This window comes from Streptomyces sp. NPDC001852, from assembly GCF_042891825.1.
In the GTDB taxonomy this organism is placed as follows: Bacteria; Actinomycetota; Actinomycetes; order Streptomycetales; family Streptomycetaceae; genus Streptomyces.
This window is the reverse complement of record NZ_JBIATN010000019.1, coordinates 53,733-78,192: the sequence shown is the minus strand read 5'-3', so window position 1 is coordinate 78,192 and position 24,460 is coordinate 53,733. Positions and strand designations below refer to the sequence as shown.

Genomic DNA, 24,460 nt, shown 5'->3' with positions numbered 1-24,460 from the left:
CCATGGCCAGCAGAGGAAGACGAGCCGCACTGCGGACTCTCGGCGCGCTCGCGGGAGCCGTCGCGCTGACCGCACTCGGCAGCAACGCGCCCGGCTGGGCGGCCGTGTCCGCGGGCCAGGCCTCGACGACCACGCCGATCAAGCACGTCGTCGTGCTCTTCGACGAGAACATCTCCTTCGACCACTACTTCGCCACGTACCCGAAGGCCGCCAACACCGACGGCACGAAGTTCACCGCGTCGAAGAAGACCCCGAAGGACATCGACACCCTCGCGCACGCCGGGCTGCTGAAGAACAACCCGAACCAGTACGCGCCGAAGCGGCTGTCCCCGTCCCAGGCGATGACCTGCGACCAGAACCATTCCTACGGGCCGGAGCAGTACGCCTACAACGGCGGCAAGGCCGACCAGTTCGTGCAGAACACCGAGGTCGACAAGTGCAGCGGCGGCCTGTTCGGCGAGCCCGGCCTGGTCATGGACTACTACGACGGCAACACCGTCACCGCGCTGTGGAACTACGCCCAGCACTACTCCCTGAGTGACCGCTCGTTCAGCTCGAACTACGGTCCCTCCACGCCCGGCGCGCTGAACCTGATCTCCGGCAACACGCACGGCGTGATCTCCATGGACCCGTCCACCGGCACCGAGAACCCCAAGCAGACCTCGACGCCGGACGCCTACGCGGTCAAGTCCCCGGACGCCAAGGGCGTGGGCACGGTCATCAACGACCCCGACCCGGCCTACGACGACTGCTCCGGCAAGGACCACACGAGCAGCAACGCGCTGGCGTCGATGCAGGGCAGGAACATCGGTGACCTGCTCAACGCCAAGAAGGTGAGCTGGGGCTGGTTCCAGGGCGGCTTCCGTCCGTCGACCGCGTGGAACGGCACGTCCGGCTCGTACGCCAAGTGCGACACCACGCACACCAACATGGGCGGCGCCGCGGTGGCGGACTACAGCCCGCACCACAACCCGTTCTCCTACTACAAGTCGACGGCGAACCCGCACCACCTGGCGCCGAAGAGCGTCTCGGAGATCGGCCACAACGGCCGGGCCAACCACAACTACGACCTGACCGACTTCTCCGCCGCGCTCAAGGCGGGCAAGCTGCCGGCGGTGAGCTTCCTCAAGGCCGGTGAGTACCAGGACGGCCACGCCGGCTACTCCGACCCGGTCGACGAGCAGCACTTCCTGGTCGACGAGATCAACGCGATCCAGAGCTCGCCGCAGTGGAAGTCCACCGCGATCGTGATCGCCTACGACGACTCCGACGGCTGGTACGACCACGCCTACGTCGCCCCCAGGAACGGCTCGACCGACACCTCCCTCGGCTCCAACGGCAAGGCCACCGACAGCCCGGCCTGCCAGAACGGCCCGAAGGCGTCCGGCGGTTACGCCGACCGCTGCGGCCCCGGCACCCGCCAGCCGCTGCTCGTCGTCTCGCCGTACAGCAAGGTCAACAAGGTCGACCACACCCTGACCGACCAGGCGTCCATCACCCGGTTCATCGAGGACAACTGGTGCACCGGCCGCATCGGCGACCACTCCTTCGACGCCACGGCCGGCTCCCTCGCGGGCATGTTCGACTTCCGGCACCCGAACAACAGGCAGGTGCTGCTGAACTCCGACGGCTCGGTCCGGCACGTCGGCCCGATCCAGCACATCGCCCCGGTGTCCACCAGCATCACCCCGGGCCCGGCGATGCAGAACACGGCCGCGACGACGGACGCCTCCGGCTTCCCGACGCTCCCGGTCGGCCTCGGGGCGGGTGCCCTGCTGGCCGCGGGTGCGACCGGCACGTACCTGACGCTGCGCCGCAAGCAGCGGGCCTGATCCCGCAGTCCGGCACACGCGCCCCCGGTCGGTGACCGGGGGCGCGTTCGCGTGTCCCGGCCAGGGCGCAGAACCACCGACGAAACGGGTGGCCGGATCGCCGGCCGTGATGTTGAAATGGCGCGGTGCAACGTGAGTTCTCGATCGTCGTGGACCGGAGCAACCACCAGTACGCGCCGACCCCGTGGGAGCAGGAGTCGTGGCGGGCCTCGGCCCTCGACTGGGTGGCGGAGCAGCTCGCCTCCCACGGCCTGCGGCCGGACGGTGAGCTGAGGGTGCGGCTGCGGCCGTGGTCGGTGCTGGTGCGGGTGCCGGTCGAGGGCCGGGATGCCGTCTGGTTCAAGGCGAATCCGCCGGCCAGCGCCTTCGAGGGCCCGCTGACCGCCGCACTGGCCCGCTGGGTGCCTGAGCACGTCCTGCAGCCGCTGGCCGTCGACGCCGAGCGCGCCTGGGTCCTGCTGCCCGACGGAGGAGAGCTGTTCCGCGATGTGCTCGCCCGGGAGGCGGTCGAGCCGCGGACCTGGGAGGAACTGCTGCGCCAGTACGCGAGCCTGCAGCGGGCCCTCACTGCGCACGCGCGCGAGATCGAGCGGCTCGGGGTGCCCGCCCCCCGGACCACCGGCCTGCCCGAGGCCTTCGACGAGCTGCTCACGAGGAACACCGCCCTGCGCCCGGAGGCACGCGAGCGGCTGGAGCGGCTGCGGCCCCGGCTCACGGACTGGTGCGCCGAACTCGCCTCCCTCGGCGTCGAGGACACCCTCGACCACGCGGACCTGCACGACGGCCAGCTGTTCCGTCCGGCACCGGGCCGGTTCACCTTCTTCGACTGGGGCGACGCGGTCGTCTCGCACCCGTTCTGCAGCCTGCGCGTCCCCGCCGAGAAGGCTCGCGCACGGTACGGGCCGCAGGTCCTGACCCGGCTGCTCGACGCCTACCTGGAGCCCTGGACGGGCACCGGCCGCGCGCCCGCGGAGCTGCGCCGCGCCGCACACCTCGCCTGGCGCCTGAGCGTCCTGGGCCGCGCCGCGTCCTGGGGCCGCACGTTTCCCGGCCCCTCGGGCACCGTCCCGGGCGCCGAGCAGAGCTCCGAGTCCCTGCTGGCGATCTTCGACGACCCGCCGTTCCCCTAGCCCACCGTGTCGTACGGCGGACACTGGGCCGTATGACCCGCACTCCGCCGCCCGCCGCTCCCCCGCCCGGTCGCCGTGCCGTGCTGGCAGCCCTCACCGGTGCCGCGCTCGGCGCGGCGGGCTGTACCGGCCGTACGGCCCCGGGCGCGCACCCGTCCCGTACGACCACGCCCACGCACGCGTCCCAGGAGCCCCCAGCCGGCACCGGATCGCCGTCGCCCTCTCCCGCGCTGCCGCGCACCACTCCTTGGCGGCCCACGTCCGCCGAGGTCCAGCCGGCCGCGAAGCTGCGCGCCGTGCGGCTGGTGGAGGCGATCGGCGCCTGGGCCGCGGGGCAGGGCGGCGCGGCAGCGGCCCGGGCGAGGGTCGCGGCGCTCGGGCTGCCGACGGCCCTCGTGGGGCAGGCAGGGCCTCTGCTGCCGACGGCCGACCAGACGGCGCTGCAGGTCGTGGACGCGCAGTACGGCGGGATCCTGTCCCGCTCGGCCAGCGTGCTGGTGGTGTGCCGGCAGTGGACCCGGCGCGCCGGCACGGTGAGCGCCGGCGGGACGACGGTCGACGTGCGCCTGTCCCGGTCGGCCTCCGGCTGGACGGTCGACGCCCTGCACCCGGCCCAGCCCGGACCGGCCGCCCGGTTCCTGGCGCCGGACGTCCGGAGCGTCCTGTCGGACGACCGCATCGTGCTGCCGCCCGCCGCCGTGGCGGATCTGCGCAGTGGCCGGGTGCACACCAGTGTGGCGCGGGCGATGCTCGGGCTGGCGCGGACGTACCGGCTGGAGGTGAGCGTGGTCCGCTCCGGGCATCCCCTGGACGTGTTCGGCACCAGCCGCCCCAGCGACCACCCGCGGGGCCGGGCCTTCGACGTGTGGCGGATCGACGGCCACGCGGTCGTCGATCCGGCGACCTCGCGCGGCCTGATCGAGCGGTTCATGCGGGACGCGGCGGCTGCCGGGTCGTACAACGTGGGCGGCCCCGTGCTGCTGTCGGGCGGCAGTGCCGGTCAGTTCTTCAGCGACGCCACCCATCACGACCACGTGCACATCGGTTTCCGCACCTGACCGGACCCCACGGACGTCACCCGTTCGGCCGTACCGCCGGCGGCCCGGCCGGGCGTGCTCGCGCGGCCCGCCGACCGGTGTTCCCCCGCCGCTGCGGGTTGCGCCGACCGCGCGGGCGTCGGGACGCTGGAGCGAACACGCATCCGGGAGGCGCAGTGGCTCCAGGGCACGACACCACGTCGTCGGACGGCCTCGGCCGCCGGCGTTTCCTCACCCTGTCCGCAGGTCTGGGCCTCGGCACGGCCGCCGCCTGCACGGCGGCACCGCCGCACCCGCACTCCGCCCCGTCCCCCGACGGGCGGTTGCGGCCCGAGGCGGAACGGGACGCCCCGGGCACCGCCGACTGGCGTCTGGCCTCCACCGGCCCCCCGGACGCGGTGGCCGGCTACCCGGACCGGGTGAGCGTGACCCCGGGCGAGCAGTTCGGGCTGCATGTGTCGACCACCGCCGCCGCGTTCCGGGTGTCCGCGTTCCGGGTCGGCTGGTACGGCGGCAAGCAGGCCCGCCGGATATGGGCGTCCGGGCGCATACCCGGCCGCGCCCAGCCGGCGCCGCGCGTGCTGCCCGCCACCCGCACGGTGCGCGCCGACTGGCCGGTGACGCTGCCGGTGGACACCTCGGGCTGGCCGGAGGGCGCCTATCTGCTGCGGCTCGAGGCGGACACCGGCCACCAGCGGTACGTCCCGCTGATCGTCCGCTCCATCGACGGCACGGGCCGTACGGTCCTGCTGCACGCCCCGGCCACCTGGCAGGCGTACAACCGCTGGGGCGGCAGCAGCCTCTACAACGGCGTGTCCGGGGCGTACGCCACCCGCTCGCTCGCGGTGAGCTTCGACCGCCCCTACGACGGGGAAGGCGCCGAGAAGTTCCAGGTGTACGAGTGGGCGCTGGTGGTGCTGGCCGAGCGCCTCGGCATACCGCTCGCCTACACCACCGGCGTGGACGTGCACCGCGACCCCGCGGTGCTGCGCGGTGCGCACGCCGTCGTCTGCCTGGGGCACGACGAGTACTGGACGCCGGAGCAGCGGGCCCATGTGACCGCCGCCCGGGACGCCGGTACGAACATCGCCTTCCTCGGGGCGAACACCTGCTTCCGCCGCATACGGCTGGAGGCCGGGGAAGCCGCGGACGACCGTACCGTGGTCTGCTACAAGACCGCCTACCGCGCCGACCCCTGCTACGGCTCGCACCCGGCCCTGGTCACCACCGACTACCGTCTCCCGCCCGCCCCGGACCCCGAGTCCTCCCTGACCGGCGTGCTCTACGAGGGCTATCCGGTCGACGCTCCCTACCTCGTCCGGGCCGCCGACCACTGGCTGTACGAGGGCACCGGCGCACGCTCCGGCGACGGCTTCGCCCATCTCGTCGGCGTGGAGTACGACCGGATCACTCCCGGCGCCCCCACCCCCGGGCCGCTGGAGATCATCGCGCACTCCCCGCTGGTCTGTGAGGGACGGGCCAGCCACAGCGACTCGGCGTACTACACGGCCTCCAGCGGCGCCGGCGTGTTCGCGACCGGCACCATGCGCTGGGTGGAGGGCCTGGTGGCCGGGACGGGCCTGCTCGGGCGGGACCACGGGATGGACGCCCGTACCCGCGCGTTCGTCACCCGGACCACGGAGAACCTGCTGCGCACCTTCGCGAAGGGTCCCGCGGCCCGGCACGCCCCGCCGCCGCGCGCCAACGTGCGTGCGGTGTACGGGGCCTGAGGTCAGTCCGTCGCGGCGTGCCGTCCGCCCGCCCTCAGGTGGTCCCTGCGCGCGTTGTTGTAGATCCGCAGGAGATGTTTGGCGACGGCACAGGCCGCGCCGTCGGCATGGCACTGACGGCAGGTCCGCACGTGCTGCTCATAGGTGAGGCGCGCGTTTTCCAACGCGTCGTTGAGAGAGGACTCGGACATCTCGGCTTCTCCGGGCAGGGCGCGTCCAGGGACCGCACCAAGTTGACTGACTGGTAACCCGGAACAAAGCTGATCATGTTACTTGCGGTACTGGGAAACCCGTGCGGACGGCAACCGCTGAGCCCGGTCCGAGCGGCCCGCGGCTCGCCGGTCAGCGGCCGGCGTGCTTCAGGAGTGCGCGCGCATGGTTCAGGAAGGCGGCCAGCCCCACCTCGAAGGCGCGGTCGGCCCGGCCCTCGCCCACGGCGGCGAGCGCCTGCGCGAGATGCGGGGTGGCTATGCGGTCCGTCAGCTCCCACATCGTCTCCGGTGCGGCGAGATCGAGGGCGGAGCCGAGCACCAGGTTCTCCAGGGCGATGATCAGCGGCATGATCCCGGCCCGGTCGAAGCCGGCGTCGAGGAGAAGGCTCACCGCACGCTCGTACTGCTCCAGCACCCGCGGTGCGCGCACCGGTGAGGTCATGAGCAGGGGGATCGTCCGGGGGTGTGCGGCGAACGCGGCGCGGTAGGAGCGGGCCCAGGCCTGGACGGCCGTGTCCCAGGGGGTCAGTTCGAGGGTGCCCGGGTCGATCGCCTCGCAGACGCGCTCCCGCAGCAGTTCCACTATGCCGTCACGGCCGTCCACATGGTGGTACACCGAACCGGTCTGCACACCGAGCCGCCGGGCGATCTGCGGGACGCTGAAGTCGCCGGTCTCGTCGACCAGTTGCAGTGCCGTGCTGGTGATGCGCTCGCGGTCGAGGAGCGGTGTGCGCGGCCGTCCCATGGTCAGCGTTCTCCCTGAGGTCTTCCCGGATGCTCAACGGCAGGTTACATTGCGAAAACCGAAAGCCTTTAGGTTTACGGCTCCGGGCGCCCGCCATCCCTCCCGTGTGCCCGGAGACACCGGCACGGTCCGCCCACCCCGGCTTCCCCCCTGCCGACGCCCGCGAACCCGGCTGCCCCACCACCGGGCCCCCTCCCCTCCGCCGCCAGAAGGGCTCCCCCGTATGTCCGTGTCCCCCGCCGAGCCACCGGAGCAGCGAGCGCCGTCCGGCGCGGCCACCCTCCGGTCCGGCTCCCTCGGCACCGCCGACATCGCCTTCTTCGTCGTCTCCGCCGCCGCCCCCCTGACCGTCATGGCCGGGGTCGCACCGCTCGCGATCCTGCTGGGCGGCATCGGCGCGCCCGTCGGCTATCTCCTGGCCGGCCTGACCCTCGCCGTCTTCGCCGTCGGCTTCACCACCATGAGCCGCCATGTGACCAGCGGCGGCGCGTTCTACGCCTACATCACCCGCGGCCTCGGCCGCCCGGTCGGCATCGGCGCCGCCCTGCTGGCGCTGATCGGCTACAACGGCATGGAGATCGGCGTCTACGGCCTGATCGCCACCACCACCCGGGACACCCTGCACACCCTCTTCGGCGTCGACGTGCCCTGGCTGCCCGTCTCCCTGGCCGGCCTGCTGCTGATCGGCTACGGCGGCTTCCGCTCGATCGACTTCGGCGCGAAGGTCCTCGGTGTCCTGCTCGTCTGCGAGACCGGCATACTCGTGCTGCTCGCCGGCGGGGTGCTGGTGAAGGGCGGCGCCCGCGGGCTGTCCGCGGCGTCCCTGGCTCCGGCCCATGTGCTCGTGCCCGGCATGGCGGCCGTCCTCGCCTTCGCCTTCGCCGCGTTCACCGGATTCGAGTCGACCGTCATCTACCGCCGCGAGGCCCGCGACCCCGGGCGCACGGTCCCGCGCGCCACCTATCTGGCCGTCGGATTCCTCGGCCTGTTCTACGCGTTCGTCGTCTGGATCGCCGTCCAGGCGTTCGGCGACGACCAGGTGGTACGCGCGGCCGCCAAGGATCCTGCGGGCCTGTTCTTCACCGCGATCGGCACCTATGTGGGCGGCTGGGCCGCCGACCTGATGCACGTCTTCATCGTCACCAGCGTCATCGCCTCCCTCCTCGCCTTCCACAACGCCATCAACCGCTATGTCCTCGCTCTCGCCGAGGAGGGCGTGCTGCCCCGCCGACTCGGCCGGATCCACCCGCGCCACCGCTCCCCCTATGTCGCCGGCATCGCCCAGACCGTCCTCGGCGCCGTCGTCGTCCTCGCGTTCTGGGCCGCGCACGCCGACCCGTACCAGCAGCTTCTGCTGTGGGTGAACACCCCGGGCATGATCGGCCTGTTGCTGCTGCAACTGCTCGCCGCGATCGCCGTGCCGTGCTACTTCCGGCGGGTACGTCACAGCGAGGGGGCGGTGCGCACGGTGGTGACCCCAGTGCTCGCCACCGTCCTGCTGGCGACCGCGATCGCGCTGGTCGTGTCCCACATCGACCTGTTCACCGGTGCGTCCCCGACCGTGAACGTCCTGCTCGTCGTCGTGGCACCGATCGTCTTCGCGCTCGGCCTGCCGCTGGCCTGGTGGCTGCGCCGCTCCCGTCCGGAGGTGTACGCCCGGTTCGCCACGGAGCCCGGTGCGAGCGCCGGAACCGACGAGCACGCCGTTCCCGGCGAGGACACCGCACCGGCCGCCGTCACCGCGCCTGCCGAGTGACCCGAACGCCCCCTTTCCCCTACAGGAGTTGCCCCATGCCCGCTGCCGACCTCATCCTCGCCGGCGCCCAGGTCCGCACCCTCGACGCCGCCCGCCCCACCGCCTCCGCCGTCGCCGTGCACGACGGGGTGATCGTCGCGGTCGGCGGGGCGGACGACGTACGCGACTGGCGCGGTCCCGGCACCGAGGTCGTCGACCTGCGCGGCGCGTACCTCGTGCCCGGCCTGGTCGACTCGCACAGCCATCCGGTGTGGGGGCTGGACATGGCGACGGGCACGGACCTGTCGGGCGTGACGGACCTGGCCGGGCTGCGCGCGGCGCTCGCCGAGGCCGAGCGGATCGACGGCTGGGTCGTCGGCTACGGCCTGGACCACAACGCGTTCGAGAGCCGCCCCATCCACCACGACCTGGTGGCGGAGGTGCTCGGCGGCACACCGGCCTTCCTGCGCCTGTACGACGGCCACTCCGCCCTCGCCAACGCCGCCGCCCTCGCGGCCGCCGGGGTGACCGGCCCGCGTGCCTTCGCCCAGCACGCGGAGGTGGTGTGCGACGCCTCGGGCCGGCCCACCGGCCATCTGGTCGAGCACGCGGCGATGGACCTCGTGGCGGACGTCGTGCCCCGGCCGTCGTACACCGAACGGCGGGCCCGGTTGCTGGAGTTGCTGTCCGCGATGGCCGCGACGGGACTCACCGGGGCCCATGTGATGGACGGCGGCGACCTCGATCTGGTGCAGGCGGTGGCCGAGGAGACGGTCCTGCCCATGCGGCTGCGGTTCGCGCCGTGGTGCATGCCGGGTGCCGACGACGACGCGCTGCGGGAGCTGATCGAGCTGCAGGGCAGGGGCGGGCGCCACTGGCTGGTCGGCGGGGTCAAGTTCTTCATGGACGGCACCGTCGAGGGCGGCACGGCCTGGCTGGAGCACCCCGACTGCCATGGTCAGGGCACCGCCGCGTTCTGGCCGGATCCGCACGCCTACGCCGAGGCCGTCCGCACCCTGCACACGGCCGGCGTCCGTACCGCCACCCATGCCATCGGGGACGCGGCCGTACGGCATGTCCTGGACACCGTCGCCTCCCTCGGGCCGGGCGGGCGCGGCGCCCACCGGATCGAGCACATCGAGACCGCTCCGGACGAACTCCTGCCACGCTTCGCCGAGTTGGGGGTGGCGGCCTCCCTGCAGCCGCCGCACACCGGGTACACGCGCGACGACGGCGGCGACGAGTGGTCCCGCCGGCTGGGCGACGAGCGGGCCGCCCGGGCCTGGCGGCTGCGCGATCTGCGGGAAGCGGGCGCCACGCTCGCCCTCGGCTCGGACTGGCCCATCGCGCACTACGACGTCCGTGCCGTGCTGGCGACGGCCCGCCGGCCCAAGGGCGCCGCGGCCCGCCGGCCGGGCCTCACGCCGCTGCAGGCCCTGGAGGGCTGCACCAGCCACGCCGCGGCCGCCGCCGGCGAGTCCGAGGTGGGAGGCCGGATCGCGCCCGGCTGCCGCGCCGACCTCACCGCGCTGGCCGTCGACCCCGTGCACGCGCCCGGCGACGAACTCGCCGAGTCCCCGGTGGCGTTGACGGTCACCGGCGGGCACGTGGTGCACCGGGGCGCATGACGGGGCCCGTCAGCGGCGGGTCAACGCGCGGTCAGCGGCTCCTGCCACTGTTCTTCCTGTGACCGGCACGGGACACCGGATCCGGTCACAGGGAGAGGTGCCCGGAGTGGTTGATCGGGGACCAGCGAGCCCGGCTCACGGTCGGGCCCCTCAGGGGCCCACGCAGGTTCGAATCCTGCCCTCTCCGCTCGACTGCTCGACGCCGCGGACCTGGGGCTAGGATGGTCACGGCATCGCGTGCCGGTCACCGGCTGGGTGAGGCATGGAGGTGCCAGGACATGCCCTGGAGGCATTCCTTGTCGGTCGAGCTCAACCACACCATCGTTCATGCCCGGGACAACCGGGAGTCCGCCGAGTTCCTCACCGGACTGCTCGGTCTGGACATCACCGCGGAATGGGGCCCGTTCATCGCCGTCGCCCTGGCGAACGGAGTCACCCTGGACTTCGCCACCATCCCCGAGCAGCACATCACGCCCCAGCACTACGCTTTCCTGGTGTCCGAGGAGGAGTTCGACGCCGCGTACGCGCGGATCGTCGAGCGCGGCATCGAGCACTACGCCGACCCGCACCAGAAGCAGCCCGGCACGATCAACCACAACGACGGCGGCCGCGGCGTGTACTTCATGGACCCGGTCGGCCACGCCATGGAGCTGATCACCGTCCCCTACGGCGGCCGGCCTTCCTGACCGGCGCGCTTCACCTGCCGAATCCCTCCTTCTTGACGAGGTCGAGGAAGCGCGGCGTGCCCTCGGTGGTGCGCACGTCGAGAAAGGCGCGCGGATTCCCCTCGGTGACGGCCTCGCGCACGAGCGCGTGCGCGAGGTCGGCCCGGGAGGTGAACCGCCCGGGCAGCCGGCCGGGCGCCACCCGGTAGGCGCTGACCTCGCTCGTGTCGAAGAGGCCGGCCGGCCGGAGCACCGTCCAGTCGTGACCGCTCGCGCGCACGATCTCCTCCATGCGGCGCATGTCGTCGTAGACCGTGCGCCCGACGACCCGCACGAAGAAGGGTTCGAGCACCTTCCGGAAGAAGACGCCCTCGCCGGGTGCCGGCACGTCGAACAGGACGGTGGAGCTGACGCACACCAGACGCCGGACACCGTGCCGGGTCATGGCCCGGCTGATGTGGGTGAGGCCCGTCGAGTAGACGGCGACCGGAGCCCGGCCGTAGGGGACGCCGAGCGTGGAGATCACCGCGTCGTGGCCGGGGACGACACGGTCGACCGCCGCCCCGTCCAGGACGTCGGCCTCCGCGACCGTGAGGCGGGGGTGGTCGAGCGGGAAGGCGTCGGGGTGGCGGGTCACGGCGGTGACGGTGTGTCCGGCGGCGGTCGCCTGCTCGGTGACCTGCCGTCCGGTCGGCCCGTTCGCGCCGAAGACGACGAGTCGCATGGGCTGCTCCTTCGCTGCGTGGTGCTGCTGCCGTGGACCGAGAGGGCCGCGAAGGCGCCGAGTGTGACAGCGCGGTCGCAGGATGAGAGCCACGGCACACACCCGCCCCCCGATGTCACACTCCGGGGGCCCCGGCCCTCTGAGTGGGCAGACGTCGTGAGGAGATGCCATGGCCGACAACCGGACGCCCGCGGGGACGGACGCCGCCACCCAGGCGTTCCTCGACCACCGCGAGCTGCTGTTCGCGGTGGCGTACAACATGCTGGGCTCCGTCACCGACGCCGAGGACGTGCTGCAGGAGACCTGGCTCTCCTGGGCGGGACGTTCGGGTGCCGGGGACGCGGGACAGGCTGCGGAGATCGAGCATCCGCGGGCCTATCTGGTGCGGATCGCCGTGCGGCACGCGCTCGCGCGGCGGGCGCGCATCGCCCGGCGGCGCGAGACCTACGTCGGGCCATGGTTGCCGGAACCCCTCCTCACGGACGGCCCTGCCGGTCCGGCGGCCGGCGAGGACGCGGCCGAGGGCGCGGTGCGCGCCGAATCGGTGTCCCTGGCGATGCTGGTCGTGCTGGAGACCCTGACGCCGCTGGAGCGGGCGGTGTTCGTCCTGCACGAGGTGTTCGGCTACGCGCACACCGAGATCGCGGACATCCTCGGCCGCAGCCCCGCGGCCGTACGGCAGCTCGCGCACCGCGCCCGGTCCCATGTGCGCGCCCGGCGCCCCCGCTATCAGGCCCATCCCCGGGTCCGGCGGCAGGCGACGGAACGGTTCGTGGCCGCCGCGCTCGGCGGGGATCTCGGGGCGCTGCTGGAGATCCTTGCGCCTCAGGCCACGCTGTGGACGGACGGCGGCGGCAAGGCGCAGGCGGCACCACGGCCGATCCGCGGCCGGGACAAGGTGGCCCGGGCGCTGACCGGCTACGCCACGCGTACGGCGGCGGGGCTGGAGTTCCAGCACCGGGACGTCAACGGCGACGCGGCGGTGGTGGTGTTCGAGGACGGCGCCCCGCACGCGGTGATGGTCATGGACCTCGACCCGGACGGCGCGCAGGTCCGAGAGGTGTACCTGGTCACGAACCCGGACAAGCTCTCGGCGTTGGACCCGGGCGAGCCGCGTCCGAAGGTCTAGCGGCACGCGGGACGCCACCGCAGGGGGCGTCCCGCCGAGGTGCGCGCCCCTCACCCCGAGCGCGCATCTCACGCGGAACGCCGCGGAGAGGGCCGCGCGAGTCGCGGTGGAAGCCGCCGGGAGACCAGGGTGTCGCCGCGCAGACGCCGAACCCCGGGGACATCCCGGGCGCCCTGTTCCTCGCGGGCGGCACCCGGTGACCGCCGAGGGAGCCCCGGTCGCGGGCATCGGTGTCGCGGGGGCGCCCCCTCCGGCGACCTTGACGAGAAGTGCGCGCAGGCCGGCGCACCGGCGCTCGGGCACTGCGTCACCGAGGCCCCTCGCCACGCCGCGTGCCCGGAGTCGGCCGGCCGCCGGTCGCGTGCCGGTCAGGCCGGCTTCGCCGCCGAGACCGCGGTCGCGGTGACGGTGTTGTCGCACTCGGCGAACTCACCGTCCGACAGGGCAACTTGGTGCGCACCCGAGCCGGACAGGCCGACCACGAGCGTCGGGTAGACCGCGGGCTTGGCGCCGGAGACGCAGTAGCCGTCGCCCTCGCCCTCGACCTGGACGAAGGTCAGCTTCACCCAGGCCGTGCCGCCCGGCGCGAGGCGCACCGGCGAGGCGAGGCCCGTGGGGGTCACCTTCAGCGGTCTGTTGTGCTCGGGGGAACCGTTGCCCGCGCCGGCCACCGAGGGGTGGCCCTGCAGGACGCAGGCGTGTCCGGAGACGTTGGTGAACTCGATGAGCGCCGTGCCGGTGCCGGTGCCCACCCGGTTGTCGGGCCCCTGCAGGGCCGTCGCCCGCACGGCCGACACCGGACATCTCGAGGCCGAGCCGGCCGAGGTGTCGGACGCCGGGGAGACCGCGGCGCTCGGGGCCGTGGACCTACCGCCGGAGGATCCCGAGGTCGACGGCGGCGTGGCGGTGGGGCTCGCGGTGACGGCGGCGGTGGCGGAGGGAGTGCCGGCAGCCGGGGTCGGGGAGGACGCCTTGGCCGTCGCGTCACCGCCTCCCGATCCGCATGCCGTGAGCGACAGCGCGGCGGCGATCACTGCCGTCGCGGACGCGGCGAGGCGGATGGTGTTGTGGTGGTGCATGAGGTCCCCCGATTCCGGTGGTTCGACCGGCTCCTTGCCGGTGCTCGCCGAGGGAGACAGGGCCGGGGGACGCCGGGTTTCCGCTGTGGATCGGCTGTGACCGTTGTGGATCATCTGTGACAGTTCTGTGCGGGGCAGACCTGGACCCCGTACCACGAGGGCGTCCGGTCCGACCCGTGCGGGTCGGGCCGGACGCCTTCAGGGCCGTACTCAGACCAGGTCGAACCGGTCCAGGTTCATGACCTTGACCCAGGCGGCGACGAAGTCCTTCACGAACTTCTCCTTCGCGTCGTCGCTCGCGTAGACCTCGGCGAGGGCGCGCAGCTCGGAGTTGGAGCCGAAGACGAGGTCGGCGCGGCTGCCGGCCCACTTCAGCTCGCCCGTGACGGCGTCACGGCCCTCGAACGTGGTCTGGTCCTCGGAGGTCGACTTCCACGTCGTGCCCATGTCGAGCAGGTTGACGAAGAAGTCGTTGGTGAGGACGCTGGGCGTCTTGGTGAGGACGCCGAGCTGGGACTGCTGGTGGTTGGCGCCGAGGACGCGCAGACCACCGACGAGCACCGTCATCTCGGGAGCGCTCAGGTTCAGCAGGTTCGCCCTGTCGACCAGCAGGTACTCGGCCGGCAGGCGGTTGCCCTTGCCGAGGTAGTTGCGGAAGCCGTCCGCGGTCGGCTCCAGCGCCTCGAAGGACTCGGCGTCGGTGTGCTCCTCGGTCGCGTCCACGCGGCCAGCGGTGAAGGGCACCTGCACCGCGAAGCCGCCCTCCTTGGCGGCCTTCTCGACCGCGGCGATACCGCCGAGGACGATGAGGTCCGCCAGGGAGACCTTCTTGGCGCCGGAGGAGGCGTTGAACTCCTGCTGGATGCCCTCGAGGGTGCGCAGCACCTGGGCCAGCTCGTCGGGCTCGTTGACCTCCCAGCCGCGCTGCGGCTGCAGGCGGATGCGGGCGCCGTTGGCACCGCCGCGCTTGTCGCTGCCGCGGAAGGTGGAGGCGGACGCCCAGGCGGTGGAGACCAGCTGGGACACCGACAGCCCGGAGTCGAGCAGCTTGGTCTTCAGGGCCGCGACGTCGGCGTCGTCGATCAGCTCGCCCTCGCGCGCCGGCAGCGGGTCCTGCCAGATCAGGGTCTCCGCCGGGACCTCGGGGCCGAGGTACAGCGACTTCGGGCCCAGGTCACGGTGGGTGAGCTTGTACCAGGCGCGGGCGAAGGCGTCCGCGAACTCCTGCGGGTTCTCGTGGAACCGGCGGGAGATCGGCTCGTAGATCGGGTCGAAGCGCAGCGACAGGTCGGTGGTGAGCATCGTCGGGAGACGCTTCTTCGACGGGTCCTGCGGGTCGGGGACGATCGCCTCGGCGTCCTTGGCGACCCACTGCTTGGCGCCGGCCGGGGACTCGGTGAGCTCCCACTCGTAGCCGAAGAGGATGTCGAAGAAGCCGTTGTCCCACTGGGTCGGCGTGGCGGTCCAGGTCACCTCGAGGCCGGAGGTGATGGCGTCCGCGCCCTTGCCGGTGCCGTAGCTGCTCTTCCAGCCGAGACCCTGCTCCTCGAGGCCGGCTGCCTCGGGGTCGGCACCGACCGCGTCGGCGGGGCCGGCGCCGTGGGTCTTGCCGAAGGTGTGACCGCCAGCGATCAGCGCGACGGTCTCCTCGTCGTTCATCGCCATGCGGCGGAAGGTCTCACGGATGTCGCGGGCCGCGGCCAGCGGGTCCGGGTTGCCGTTGGGGCCCTCGGGGTTGACGTAGATCAGACCCATCTGGACGGCGCCGAGCGGGTTCTCCAGCTCGCGGTCGCCCGTGTAGCGCTTGTCGTCCAGCCAGGTGGTCTCGGGACCCCAGTAGACGTCCTCCTCCGCCTCCCAGACATCGGCGCGGCCGCCGCCGAAGCCGAAGGTGTCGAAGCCCATGGACTCCAGGGCCACGTTGCCGGCGAGAATCATCAGGTCCGCCCAGGAGATCTTCTGGCCGTACTTCTTCTTCACCGGCCACAGCAGGCGGCGCGCCTTGTCCAGGTTGGCGTTGTCGGGCCAGCTGTTCAGCGGGGCGAAGCGCTGCTGGCCGGCGCCGGCGCCGCCGCGGCCGTCGCTGATGCGGTAGGTGCCCGCACTGTGCCAGGCCATACGGATGATCAGCGGGCCGTAGTGGCCGAAGTCGGCGGGCCACCAGTCCTGCGAGGTGGTGAGCACCTCGGCGATGTCCCGCTTCACGGCCGGAAGGTCGAGGCTCTGGAAGGCCTCGGCGTAGTCGAACTCCTCACCGAGCGGGTTCGTCACGGGCGGGTTCTTGGCAAGGATCTTCAGGTTGAGTCGCTCCGGCCACCACTGGCGGTTGCCACCGCCCTGGGTCGGGTGCAGGGCCCGGTCATGGGCGACGGGGCAGCCGCCGCTCGCCCCCTCCGCCTTCGCGTCTGTGACGATCGCGTCGTGGTTCTCAGTCATGGCAATCCTTCCGAACTGTGCGGAACTCGGTGCTCAGGAACTGCGGCCGGTGGAACAGTCGGGGCACATACCCCAATAGACGACCTCCGCCTCGTCGATGGCGAAGCCGCGGTCGTCGGAGGCGGTCAGGCAGGGCGCGTCGCCGACCGCGCAGTCGACATCGGCCACGGCGCCGCACGACCGGCACACGATGTGGTGGTGGTTGTCCCCCACGCGTCCCTCGTACCGGGCCGGGTGACCGGCCGGCTCGATACGGCGGACCAGGCCCGCCGCGGTGAGGGCGTGAAGGGCCTCGTAGACGGCTTGCAGAGAGATGTGGCCCACGCGGTTGCGTACCCCGGAGGCGAGCGCCTCGACGCCGAGGTGGTCGCCCGCCCGGACGGTCTCCAGCAGCGCGACGCGGGCTGCCGTCACGCGCAGGCCGGCACCGCGGAGCTCCTCGGCGGTGGTCGGGGTCGGGGAGGCGGTCATGGGGCCGAACCTACCCTCATAAACACGAGCGATTCAAGAAAACGAGCGATGCAATTTTGGTCGTGTTCCGGTGACCGCCGTCCACCTGCGCGCCCGCTTCGACGCCCGCCCGATCGTTTGCGTTCACGTTTGCCTTCGCGCGGCCCCGCCCGGATGACCGTACGCACGGGTCGGCAGGGCGCGGCGGGCTCCGACGGGCCGCCGCGGGGTGGGCCGGCGGGCGGGCCGGGCGCGGATCGGCGGGCGGGTCGGGGGCATGCCCGCATCATGTGGCCCCGGGATCGGCGACGACGGCGCGGCAAGCCGGACGGTCCTCCGAACGGGTGAGCGCGGGTTCCCGGCGCAGGCCGGAGCCGGGGTCGTCCGGGCGGCCTGGGGCGCCGAGGAGCATGAACGCTGCACAAGGCACGGAATCCCGCACAAGGCACATAAGCCCCACAGAGCGAGAAACTCGGATTCCGTCACCGAGGTGGCCGTCGAGAGGGACGCTGGTGGACCTGGACCCCGTCGCCGACGAGTTGTACGGGCTGCGGCCGGAGGAGTTCGTCGCCGCCCGTGATCGCCGCGCCCTGGAGGCCCGCAAGGCCGGTGATCAGGCCCTCGCCAGGGAGATCGGTGCGTTGCGGCGCCCGAGCCTCGCCGCGTGGGTCGGCAATCTGCTCGTGCGCCGGCGGCCGGAGGAGGTCCAGCCGCTGTTGGACCTGGGCGAGGAGCTGCGCCGGGCGCATCGCGAACTGGACGGTCCGCAGCTGCGAAAACTTGTCCGCCGACAGCGCGAGGTGGTCGGCGCGCTCGGCCGGCAGGCGCGGCGGCTGGCGGCGGAGGCCGGGCGTCCGGTGGGTGAGGGGGTCCAGCGAGAGGTCGAGGAGACCCTGCACGCCGTGCTCGCCGAACCGGAGGCCGCCCGGGAGTGGGCGGCGGGGCGGCTCGTGAAGCCGCTCAGCGCCACGTTCGGGTTTCCCGAGGCGGACGAGAGCGTCCTCGACCGCCGTCCTGCGGCCCCCGCGGCGACCAGGGCGAAGAAGCACGCCGAGGGCGGGGAACCCGGCGGGCACGGAGCGGAGCGGAGGCGGGGCGAGGCGGAGCGCGAGGACGAGCTGGCACACCGGCGCCGGCTCAACGAGGCCCGCGGGGCCGCCCGGGACGCGGAACGGGACCTGCGTGCCCGCGAGGCGGAGGCCGAGGCGGCCGGACGGGAGGTGGAGGAGGCCCGCGACCGCGTGGCCGAGGCGGAGGAGCGCGTGCGCGAGCTCCGCACGCGCCTGCGGGACGCCGAGGACGAGCAGCGGAGGTCGCGCACCGACGAACAGGAGGCACGGGACCGGGCCAGGCAGGCCGACCGCGCCGTACGGGAGGCACGACGGCACGCCGAGGCGACCGCGGCCGAGGCCGACCGGCTGGCCGGAGCCCGCACCGGGCGCGCCTCCCCGGGCCGGGCGCGCGGGCGGTGACCGGACGGTACCCGGCGTACGGATGACGCGACGGACCGATGGCGACGGCGGACCGATCACAACGACGGACCGGTGACCGCCTCGGACGGATGACCACCACGGCGGTTGACCCACAACAGACGACAGACGGCCGACCCCACGGCAGACGGCCGACCCCACGGCAGACGGCCGACCCGCGACGGAGGCGAGGAGCCATGGCGAGACCCATCTGGACCGGCGTCCTGACCTGCGGGCTGGTCACGCTGCCCGTGGGGCTGTACACCGCCACCGAGGACCACACCGTGCACTTCCACCAGTTGCAGCGCGGTACCTCGGACCGGATCCGCAACAAGCGGGTCAACGAGCGCACCGGCAAGGAGGTGGACACCGACCGGATCGTCAAGGGCTAGGAGATCGACGAGGGCGAGTACGTCGTCGTGGAGCCGGAGGAGCTGGAGGAGATCGCGCCCGGGCGGTCGAAGGTGATCGACCTGGCCGGGTTCGTCGACCTGCAGCAGGTCGAGCCCGTGTACTTCGCCCGCACGTACTACGTCGGCCCGCGCGGCAAGGAGTACGTGAAGGTCTACGAGCTGATGCGGGCGGCGCTGGACCGCGCGGACAAGGCGGGGATCGCCACGCTCACCATGCGCGGCAAGGAGTACCTGACCGCGTTGCGCGCGCAGCCGGGCGTCCTCGTCCTGCACACCCTGCACTGGGCCGACGAGGTGCGCGACCCCGGCGACGTGGTGCCCGAGCTGCCGCAGCGGCGCACGAAGGCCGACAGCAAGGAGCTGCGGACGGCCGAGCAGCTGATCGATGCCCTCACCATCGACTGGGACCCCGCCGACTATCACGACACCTACGAGGAGCGCGTCAAGAAGCTCGTCGTCGCGAAGCGGAAGGGCGAGGAGGTCGTCGGCGAACCGGAGCCCCCGGAGGCGACGAATGTCATCGACCTCATGGACGTGCTCAGCCGGAGCGTCGAGCAGGGCCGGTCCCGGGGTCGCAAGGGCGGCGGGAAACCGGCCACCGGAAAGAGGCAGGCTGCCGGCAAGGAGCGGGCCGCCGGAGGGAAGGAGTCCGAGGACCTGGGTGCCCTGTCCAAGGCGGAGCTGTACGAGCGGGCGAGCGCCGCGGGCGTACCGGGCCGGTCGAAGATGACGCGGGATCAGCTCGTCAAGGCCCTTGCCGGGCAGGCGGCCTGACCGTCACCCACAACGGATTCAGACCGGCGGTGGCCACCGGGGTGCTGACCGACTGGGTGGGCCGCTTCGCGGACGCCTTCGACACCGAGTTCCGCGAGTGGATCGCGAACCTGGCGGCCCTGCAGTCGGGGCGCGTCGTCGCCCGCCGAACTCGGTTACCAGTACATCGAGTTGTCCCCGCGCCTTCTTCCTGCATCCGCGCGCAGACGACGAGCGGGTGGCCGAGCTGAAGAAGTCCCTGCGTACGCACGGGGCTTCGGCTCTCCTCGGTGCTGCCGCTGGAGGCGCACCCGGACGACTTCTGCGAGGAGAACTCGCCCGGTCGACCTGGTCCGCGCGATCAACAAGCCGTGGGTCAACTACCTGTACTGCGCCACGCACTCCTTCCATGTGTCGGGTTCGGACCCGAGGGCGGACATCGCGGACTCCTTCGACCACAAGGGGTCCTCCGGCCTGGGATGTGTTCTTCGGCACGCTGCGCGAGCTGAAGTCCGACGGTGTGGCCACGGCCTGTGTGCTCGCCTGGGAGTAGCGGGCCCGGGAGTCCTCGGCGTTCATGCTGGAGCGGATCACGAAGGAACCGGCCGCGGGCTGATCAAGGTGGTGCGTGGGGCGTCACTCGTACGGGTGCACCCGGTCCGGCTGTCCGTGGCATACGGAGGACTCCCTCGTTCGGCAGCGAGTGTGACGTTTGCCATGTGACGTGATGGACTCGGGGTGAACGGGCAAGGTACCCCTTCATGCCCCACGCCAATCCTCTCCGGCAGGTGATTCGATGACAACGGCGACGACCCGGACGTTCCGGACGACGCCGCCCACCCGTTCCGGCGACACGACCGCCCGGGACTCCCCAGCCGCCGCCATGCCCTCACTGCCGTCCCTCACGGGACTGCGGTGGATGGCGGCGCTGCTGGTGTTCGGACTCCATGTGAACAACTTCGGCTACTTCGGTGGCACCGGCGGCCGCCTCGTGTACTGGGGTTTCGGCGCCGGTGCCACCGGTGTGTCGTTCTTCTTCGTGTTGTCCGGCTTCGTCCTGACCTGGTCGGCGCGGCCTCGTGACCGCGCGCTGGCCTTCTGGAGACGGCGCATCGCGCGTATCTATCCGGTCCACCTGGTCACCCTGGCCCTCGCCCTGGTCATGGCGTACACGCTGGCCGGTCAGCCGAGGCCGACGCCGAAACAGGCCCTGTCCAACATGCTGTTGCTGCATCCCTGGTGGCGCCCTTGGTGGCAGACGCTGAACCCGGTCAGCTGGTCCCTCGGCTGCGAGGCGTTCTTCTACGCCGCCTTCCCGCTGCTGTTCCTGGTGCTGCGCCGGCTCGGCGCGCGCGCCTCGGCCGCGCTGGGCGCCCTGTCGGTGGTGGCGGTCGTGGTGCTGGCCTGGGCGGACGCCCACCACTGGTGGACGTACGCGCTGTACTCGTTCCCGGCCGCCCGGCTGCCCGAGTTCGTCCTCGGGGCGGTGACCGCGCGGCTGGTGCTGCTCGGCCGGTGGCGCGGACCCGGTCTCGAGGCCTCGCTCGCCCTGGCGATCATCGGCTACTTCCTCGTGCCGCAGGTCGCGCCCGGCTACTCCGCCACCATGTGCACCATCGCCGGGTTCACGCTGCTCATCCCGGCCGCGGCCGTCGCGGACATGCAGGGGCTGCCCTCGCTGTGGCGGCGCAAGCGGCTGGTGCGGCTCGGCGAGCTGTCGTTCGCCTTCTACATGATCCATCTGCTGGTGATCCGGGCCGCCACGCAGTTGCTCGGCACGAAGCCGCACTTCGGGCTGCTGGCGGGGATCGCCGTCACCACGACCGTGTTCACCGTGTCGCTCGGGCTGTCCTGGCTCCTGTACGAGGCGGTGGAGCGCCCGGCGAGACGCCTGCTGCTGCGCCGGCGCCGCCGCCCGGCCGCCCAGCCGGATGCGGCCGAGGCTCGCGGCGAGGCACCGGTGGCGACAGGCGACTGAGCCGCTCCCCGCGCTTGGGGGGCGAGCTCGGGCACGCGGCCGAAAAATGTGCCCTCGGCTCGATCAGGAACGGCCGCGTGCCGGGGCGCCGTGGGGCCCGGCACGCCTGCCGGCGGACCTCCGAGGGGAGGTCCCCGGCCCCCCTCCCCCGTCCGCCCGGACGCCCACCGGTGCCCTCGGGCCGTGCCCTGCCGCCTGGTGTCGCCCCGCCCCCGTCCCTAGGTTGTGCGCAGCGGGAAAGGGGGCCGGATGGACCGGGACATCCGCACGGTGGAAGACGTACTGCGACTCCTGGACGGGCTGTTCGCCCCGGAGGCCGACCGGTGGACGCGGGGCGCGGCCACCTGGTGGGACGGTTTCTACGGGGAACGGGACAAACCGGTGCCGTTCTTCGCGGCGAAGCCGGACGAGAGCCTGGTGTCCTACCTGGAGCGCGGTCTCATCAGGCCGGGGCGGGCCCTCGACCTGGGCTGCGGCCCCGGCCGTAACGCGGTGTACCTCGCCGCCCAGGGCTTCGACGTGGACGCCGTCGATCTCTCGCCGACCGCGATCGCCTGGGCCGAGGAGCGCGCACGGGAGGTCCGGGGCGCGGGGGGCGCCGTGCGGTTCCACTGCGGTGACGCCTTCGCCCTGAGCGCGGGCACCGAAGCGGCGCTGCACGGCCCCTACGACCTCGTCCACGACTCCGGCTGCTTCCACCACCTGCCACCGCACCGCCGGGTCAGCCACCTCGCGCTGCTGGAACGCGTACTGGCGCCGGGCGGGCACTTCTCACTCACCTGCTTCGCCGCCGGCCGGATGGGCTCCGAACTCCCCGACGCGGCCTTCTACCGCGAGCCCGGCCTGCACGGCGGTCTCGCCTACACCCCCGGGTCACTGCGCCGGATCTTCTGCGATCTCCAGGAGGTGGAACTGCGCGCCATGCGGCAGGAACCGGCGGATTCCGCGCTGTTCGGCCGCGACTTCCTGTGGACGGCCCTCTTCCGCCGTCCCGCCCGGCAGGTGTCGCGTCGGGCCGTCAGGCGGTGGACGGGAAGCGGTCCCAGACCCGGTGGGAGCCGAGCAGTCGGGTGAGCTGCTGGAGGACGCTCGTGGCGCCGTCGCCGGCGATCACACCGGGTGCGTCGAGGGGGATGCCGGCCGCCTCCAGCGCGGTCTCGCCGCCCTTGGCCGCGCCGATGGCCTTGCCGTGCCGGTAGGCCTCCGCGAGCAGCAGGCCCACGCGTGGGTCGGGAGTGCCGTAGCGGCCGGTGGGCAGGCCCGCCTTGGCGTCACGGGCGCCGTAGGCGTCGACGCCGATTCCCGGGGTGCCGGCCACGAGTACCGCGTCGAACTCCACGGACCGTGCCGTCGCATAGGTCCGCTGGACGTCCGGCGCGTCCGGGCCGGAGCCGAGGGTGCCGCCCGTCGGTGCGACGACGAGCGGGACCATGCCCTCGTCCAGCACCTCCTGGCGTACGGCCCGTACGCCGTCCAGGTCGCCGTCGGGGCCGGTGATGATGCCGATGGTCCGGCCGTCGGTGGGCCAGGTGTGCCCGACCTGGGACAGGGCGGGGCTGGGTTCGACGTCGGCGAGGGGCACGGCGGGTGCGGGGGCCGGCAGGCCGAGGCCGGTAGCGACGCCCGCGCACAGCTCCGGGTCGATGTTCGCCAGCACCTGCAACACCCGCTCCTTGATGGCCTGTTCGTAGCATTTGCCGAGTTCGAAGGTGTAGGCGCCGATGATGTGCTCGCGCTCCACCGGGCTCATGCTGAGCCAGAACCGGCGCGGCTGGCTGAAGTGGTCGTCGAACGACGCCGGTGCCTCGCGGACCTTGGTCGCCTCCGGCACCCGCACCGGGACCTCGACGAACGCGCCGGCATCGGCGCCGGCCACGAACGGGCAGCCGCCGTCGAGGGAGTTGGGGCGGTAGGGGGCCACGCCCTGGTGCACGGCCGTCTGGTGCATGCCGTCGCGCAGCATGTCGTTGACGGGCGCGTGCGGCCGGTTGATCGGGATCTGCGGGAAGTTGGGGCCGCCCAGCCGGGTGATCTGGGTGTCCAGGTAGGAGAAGAGCCGACCGGCGAGCAACGGGTCGTCGGTGATGTCGATGCCGGGGACGAGGTGGCCGGGGTGGAAGGCGACCTGCTCGGTCTCGGCGAAGAAGTTCAGCGGGTTGCGGTCGAGGGTGAGCAGGCCGATGGGCTGCACGGGGGCCAGTTCCTCGGGGACGAGGTTCGTGGGGTCCAGCAGGTCGATGCCCTCGAACGTCTGGTCGGGTGTGTCGGGGAAGGTCTGGATGCCGAACTCCCACTGCGGGTACGCCCCCGCCTCGATGGCGTCGGCGAGGTCGCGGCGGTGGAAGTCCGGGTCGACGCCGCCCATGATCTGGGCCTCCTCCCACACCAGGGAGTGCACGCCCAGCTTCGGCTTCCAGTGGAACTTCACCAGGGTCGTCCCGCCGTCGGCGTCGACCAGGCGGAAGGTGTGGATCCCGAAGCCCTCCATGGTGCGGTACGAGCGGGGGATGCCCCGGTCGGACATGTTCCACAGGGTGTGGTGGGTGGCCTCGGTGTGCAGGCCGACGAAGTCCCAGAAGGTGTCGTGGGCGCTCTGGGCCTGCGGGATCTCCCGGTCGGGGTGGGGTTTGGCGGCGTGCACGACGTCCGGGAACTTGATCGCGTCCTGGATGAAGAAGACCGGGATGTTGTTGCCGACCAGGTCGAAGACGCCCTCGCTGGTGTAGAACTTCGTCGCGAAGCCGCGTGTGTCCCGGACGGTGTCGGCGGAGCCCCGGGAGCCGAGCACGGTGGAGAAGCGGACGAACACGGGGGTCTCCACGCCCTCGGCGAGGAAGGCCGCCTTCGTCACGTTCGCCGCCGTGCCGTAGCTGCGGAACACCCCGTGCGCGGCGGCGCCCCGGGCGTGGACCACCCGCTCGGGGATGCGTTCGTGGTCGAAGTGCATGACCTTCTCCCGCAGGTGGTGGTCCTGCAGGAGCACCGGGCCACGGGGTCCCGCCTTGAGCGAGTGGTCCGTGTCGTACAGCCGGGTGGCCGGGGCGTTGGTCAGGCGGCTGCCGCTCTGCGCCATCCGTGCCTGCTCGGCGCCGGTCGGCTGCCCGGTGGGCGAGACGGTCTCCGGGCCGGTCTGGTCGGGCTTGGGCGGGAGAGGCTCACGGGGCTGCGTGGGCTCGGCGAGCGACGGGGCCCGGGCCCCCGGCTTCCCGGGAATTCCCTGCTCCGGGCCGGCGCCGTCGCCCCGCAGGACGTCCGCCGCCTTCTCCGCCGCTCGCTTCAGGGGGTTCGTCTCGCTCATGGCTGTGCTTCCTTCGC

18 protein-coding genes and 3 pseudogenes are annotated in these 24,460 nt (G+C 72.7%); 14 read left to right on the top strand and 7 right to left on the bottom strand.

What is annotated here, in order from left to right; translation table 11 throughout:
• Positions 1–2: 2 nt before the first annotated feature.
• The 4 genes from ACFYZB_RS29390 (at position 3) to ACFYZB_RS29375 (ending at position 5,729) form a co-directional block, all read left to right on the top strand.
• Positions 3–1,832, top strand: coding sequence for a phospholipase C (locus ACFYZB_RS29390; protein WP_388763789.1), 1,830 nt, complete (start codon positions 3–5; stop codon positions 1,830–1,832).
• Positions 1,833–1,957: 125 nt separating this feature from the next.
• Positions 1,958–2,962 (top strand): phosphotransferase, encoded by a 1,005-nt coding sequence (locus ACFYZB_RS29385; RefSeq protein WP_388763788.1) that lies wholly within the window; start codon positions 1,958–1,960, stop codon positions 2,960–2,962.
• A 32-nt stretch (positions 2,963–2,994) separates the two neighbouring features.
• Positions 2,995–4,020: a hypothetical protein gene (locus ACFYZB_RS29380; protein ID WP_388763786.1), complete on the top strand. Its 1,026-nt coding sequence runs from the start codon at positions 2,995–2,997 to the stop codon at positions 4,018–4,020.
• Between the two features lie 155 nt (positions 4,021–4,175).
• Positions 4,176–5,729 carry a N,N-dimethylformamidase beta subunit family domain-containing protein gene (locus tag ACFYZB_RS29375; RefSeq protein WP_388763784.1) on the top strand — a complete coding sequence of 518 codons (1,554 nt, stop codon included), beginning with the start codon at positions 4,176–4,178 and terminating at the stop codon, positions 5,727–5,729.
• A gap of 2 nt (positions 5,730–5,731) precedes the next feature.
• Here the strand turns inward: ACFYZB_RS29375 and ACFYZB_RS29370 are convergent, their stop codons facing one another.
• On the bottom strand, positions 5,732–5,920 hold the full coding sequence (locus ACFYZB_RS29370) for a hypothetical protein (protein WP_388763783.1): 189 nt from the start codon (positions 5,918–5,920) through the stop codon (positions 5,732–5,734).
• A gap of 151 nt (positions 5,921–6,071) precedes the next feature.
• Positions 6,072–6,686, bottom strand: a complete 615-nt coding sequence (locus tag ACFYZB_RS29365) for a TetR/AcrR family transcriptional regulator (protein ID WP_388763781.1) — start codon at positions 6,684–6,686, stop codon at positions 6,072–6,074.
• Between the two features lie 223 nt (positions 6,687–6,909).
• Between ACFYZB_RS29365 and ACFYZB_RS29360 the strand changes: the two genes are divergently transcribed.
• The 4 genes and pseudogenes from ACFYZB_RS29360 (at position 6,910) to ACFYZB_RS29345 (ending at position 10,735) form a co-directional block, all read left to right on the top strand.
• A complete protein-coding gene (locus ACFYZB_RS29360; RefSeq protein ID WP_388763779.1) occupies positions 6,910–8,442 on the top strand; it encodes an APC family permease in 1,533 nt (510 codons plus the stop codon).
• Between the two features lie 35 nt (positions 8,443–8,477).
• Positions 8,478–10,049: an amidohydrolase gene (locus tag ACFYZB_RS29355; RefSeq protein WP_388763777.1), complete on the top strand. Its 1,572-nt coding sequence runs from the start codon at positions 8,478–8,480 to the stop codon at positions 10,047–10,049.
• Positions 10,050–10,140: 91 nt separating this feature from the next.
• Positions 10,141–10,236 (top strand): annotated as a pseudogene (locus ACFYZB_RS29350).
• A 109-nt stretch (positions 10,237–10,345) separates the two neighbouring features.
• Complete coding sequence (locus ACFYZB_RS29345) at positions 10,346–10,735, top strand: VOC family protein (protein WP_351208371.1); 390 nt, start codon at positions 10,346–10,348, stop codon at positions 10,733–10,735.
• Between the two features lie 10 nt (positions 10,736–10,745).
• Here ACFYZB_RS29345 and ACFYZB_RS29340 read toward each other — a convergent pair whose 3' ends face one another.
• On the bottom strand, positions 10,746–11,438 hold the full coding sequence (locus ACFYZB_RS29340) for an NAD(P)-dependent oxidoreductase (RefSeq protein ID WP_388763776.1): 693 nt from the start codon (positions 11,436–11,438) through the stop codon (positions 10,746–10,748).
• A gap of 169 nt (positions 11,439–11,607) precedes the next feature.
• Between ACFYZB_RS29340 and sigJ the strand changes: the two genes are divergently transcribed.
• Positions 11,608–12,567 carry an RNA polymerase sigma factor SigJ gene (sigJ, locus tag ACFYZB_RS29335; protein WP_388763774.1) on the top strand — a complete coding sequence of 320 codons (960 nt, stop codon included), beginning with the start codon at positions 11,608–11,610 and terminating at the stop codon, positions 12,565–12,567.
• 368 nt (positions 12,568–12,935) lie between these two features.
• Here sigJ and ACFYZB_RS29330 read toward each other — a convergent pair whose 3' ends face one another.
• From ACFYZB_RS29330 to ACFYZB_RS29320, 3 genes are all read right to left on the bottom strand, one after another.
• Positions 12,936–13,646: a DUF4232 domain-containing protein gene (locus ACFYZB_RS29330; RefSeq protein ID WP_388763772.1), complete on the bottom strand. Its 711-nt coding sequence runs from the start codon at positions 13,644–13,646 to the stop codon at positions 12,936–12,938.
• Positions 13,647–13,856: 210 nt separating this feature from the next.
• Positions 13,857–16,082, bottom strand: coding sequence for a catalase/peroxidase HPI (katG, locus tag ACFYZB_RS29325; protein WP_388763770.1), 2,226 nt, complete (start codon positions 16,080–16,082; stop codon positions 13,857–13,859).
• A gap of 33 nt (positions 16,083–16,115) precedes the next feature.
• The gene (locus tag ACFYZB_RS29320; protein ID WP_388763768.1) at positions 16,116–16,553 is read right to left on the bottom strand and encodes a Fur family transcriptional regulator; all 438 of its coding nucleotides are present in this window, start codon (positions 16,551–16,553) and stop codon (positions 16,116–16,118) included.
• Positions 16,554–17,044: 491 nt separating this feature from the next.
• Here ACFYZB_RS29320 and ACFYZB_RS29315 point away from each other — a divergent pair, with 491 nt between their 5' ends.
• The 5 genes and pseudogenes from ACFYZB_RS29315 to ACFYZB_RS29295 all read left to right on the top strand — a co-directional run bounded on the left by ACFYZB_RS29315 (position 17,045) and on the right by ACFYZB_RS29295 (position 22,219).
• Positions 17,045–18,004, top strand: coding sequence for a hypothetical protein (locus ACFYZB_RS29315; protein WP_388763767.1), 960 nt, complete (start codon positions 17,045–17,047; stop codon positions 18,002–18,004).
• A gap of 38 nt (positions 18,005–18,042) precedes the next feature.
• Positions 18,043–19,188, top strand: a pseudogene (locus ACFYZB_RS29310) (Ku protein).
• Between the two features lie 117 nt (positions 19,189–19,305).
• A pseudogene (locus tag ACFYZB_RS29305) lies at positions 19,306–19,720 on the top strand (sugar phosphate isomerase/epimerase); the annotation flags it as partial.
• 243 nt (positions 19,721–19,963) lie between these two features.
• Complete coding sequence (locus ACFYZB_RS29300; RefSeq protein WP_388763765.1) at positions 19,964–21,145, top strand: acyltransferase family protein; 1,182 nt, start codon at positions 19,964–19,966, stop codon at positions 21,143–21,145.
• Between the two features lie 249 nt (positions 21,146–21,394).
• A complete protein-coding gene (locus ACFYZB_RS29295) occupies positions 21,395–22,219 on the top strand; it encodes a class I SAM-dependent methyltransferase (protein WP_388763764.1) in 825 nt (274 codons plus the stop codon).
• On the opposite strand, the gene ACFYZB_RS29290 is transcribed toward ACFYZB_RS29295, so the two are convergent.
• Positions 22,164–24,443: a catalase gene (locus ACFYZB_RS29290; RefSeq protein ID WP_388763762.1), complete on the bottom strand. Its 2,280-nt coding sequence runs from the start codon at positions 24,441–24,443 to the stop codon at positions 22,164–22,166. The two genes, ACFYZB_RS29295 and ACFYZB_RS29290, sit on opposite strands and share 56 nt — an antisense overlap.
• Positions 24,444–24,460: the final 17 nt, after the last annotated feature.

What these genes read in the sequence shown, in the direction of transcription:
- ACFYZB_RS29365 (WP_388763781.1), bottom strand. Translation starts at nt 6,686, where the DNA reads ATGGGACGGCCGCGCACACCGCTCCTCGACCGCGAGCGCATCACCAGC.
- ACFYZB_RS29370 (WP_388763783.1), bottom strand. Translation starts at nt 5,920, where the DNA reads ATGTCCGAGTCCTCTCTCAACGACGCGTTGGAAAACGCGCGCCTCACC.
- ACFYZB_RS29355 (WP_388763777.1), top strand. Translation starts at nt 8,478, where the DNA reads ATGCCCGCTGCCGACCTCATCCTCGCCGGCGCCCAGGTCCGCACCCTC.
- ACFYZB_RS29360 (WP_388763779.1), top strand. Translation starts at nt 6,910, where the DNA reads ATGTCCGTGTCCCCCGCCGAGCCACCGGAGCAGCGAGCGCCGTCCGGC.
- ACFYZB_RS29320 (WP_388763768.1), bottom strand. Translation starts at nt 16,553, where the DNA reads ATGACCGCCTCCCCGACCCCGACCACCGCCGAGGAGCTCCGCGGTGCC.
- ACFYZB_RS29300 (WP_388763765.1), top strand. Translation starts at nt 19,964, where the DNA reads ATGACAACGGCGACGACCCGGACGTTCCGGACGACGCCGCCCACCCGT.
- ACFYZB_RS29290 (WP_388763762.1), bottom strand. Translation starts at nt 24,443, where the DNA reads ATGAGCGAGACGAACCCCCTGAAGCGAGCGGCGGAGAAGGCGGCGGAC.
- ACFYZB_RS29330 (WP_388763772.1), bottom strand. Translation starts at nt 13,646, where the DNA reads ATGCACCACCACAACACCATCCGCCTCGCCGCGTCCGCGACGGCAGTG.
- ACFYZB_RS29390 (WP_388763789.1), top strand. Translation starts at nt 3, where the DNA reads ATGGCCAGCAGAGGAAGACGAGCCGCACTGCGGACTCTCGGCGCGCTC.
- sigJ (WP_388763774.1), top strand. Translation starts at nt 11,608, where the DNA reads ATGGCCGACAACCGGACGCCCGCGGGGACGGACGCCGCCACCCAGGCG.
- ACFYZB_RS29380 (WP_388763786.1), top strand. Translation starts at nt 2,995, where the DNA reads ATGACCCGCACTCCGCCGCCCGCCGCTCCCCCGCCCGGTCGCCGTGCC.
- ACFYZB_RS29340 (WP_388763776.1), bottom strand. Translation starts at nt 11,438, where the DNA reads ATGCGACTCGTCGTCTTCGGCGCGAACGGGCCGACCGGACGGCAGGTC.
- ACFYZB_RS29295 (WP_388763764.1), top strand. Translation starts at nt 21,395, where the DNA reads ATGGACCGGGACATCCGCACGGTGGAAGACGTACTGCGACTCCTGGAC.
- katG (WP_388763770.1), bottom strand. Translation starts at nt 16,082, where the DNA reads ATGACTGAGAACCACGACGCGATCGTCACAGACGCGAAGGCGGAGGGG.